At 38.6% G+C, this 929-nt stretch carries 2 pseudogenes; both read right to left on the reverse strand.

The features are described from left to right. Positions 1–424, reverse strand: a pseudogene (locus tag BA1_RS18260) (pre-toxin TG domain-containing protein); the annotation flags it as partial. Positions 425–640: 216 nt separating this feature from the next. Next, positions 641–929, reverse strand: a pseudogene (locus tag BA1_RS18265) (T7SS effector LXG polymorphic toxin); the annotation flags it as partial.

A 929-nucleotide genomic window follows, 5' to 3' on the forward strand; every position in this document is an offset into this window, starting at 1 on the left:
GGGTGGTTTTATAGACGGCTTTCCCGCCTTTAAAAATGCGTCCTGCCCAGCCGACGATAGGGATATAACCGGCTGCTGCCATGCCACCTGCAGCGAATCGTTGGCCTGCCGTAAGCTCTTCGCCTGTGATTGGATCGACGCCCGTAGCTGCTCGTTTTGCATCATTCACACCTGTAAGTTCATTCACGATGTTTCCACCATAATCAAGCGCTTTTTCATACCAAGGGCGGTTGGCGAGTGCTTCTTGTTCCTTTGCGATCTCGCGGGCTTCTTCTTGTTCTTTTTTTATTTTGAGATATTCAGCAGTTTGCTTCTCAATATCACTTTTTGCCTTGTAGATTTCACTATCTTGAAATGCTTTTTTGTCAAAATTCATAGGTGAAATGGATTTTCAGTCATTTGTCGCATTAATCATTTCTGAATAAAATGAACTTTTTGATTCTTTTCCCCTTGTAGATTTCACTATCTTGAAATGCTTTTTTGTCAAAATTCATAGGTGAAATGGATTTTCCGTCATTTGTCGCATTCATCATTTCTGCATACAATGCCATTGTAGCCTTCTCTTCAGTCTCTGACAAAGCATATTCATCTTTTAAATGTTGATCAAGTCCTATTAACTCTTTAAAGGTGAAATGGATTTTCCGTCATTTGTCGCATTCATCATTTCTGCATACAATGCCATTGTAGCCTTCTCTTCAGTCTCTGACAAAGCATATTCATCTTTTAAATGTTGATCAAGTTCTATTAAATCTTTAACCGTTTTCTTTCGCTCGTCTTCCACATCTTCGATCTTTTCATCAAAGGTTTGGCTATCAAATACCTCCAGAGAAATGAGGTCATCAATATCTTCAAAAATCGTTTTGAGCGCCTTTTTTTGATCTTTTACAATGCTTTTGGCATCCTTGGTGAAAATATTTAATGAGTTCTTT

Source organism: Bacillus xiamenensis (genome assembly GCF_000300535.1).
GTDB lineage: Bacteria > Bacillota > Bacilli > Bacillales > Bacillaceae > Bacillus > Bacillus xiamenensis.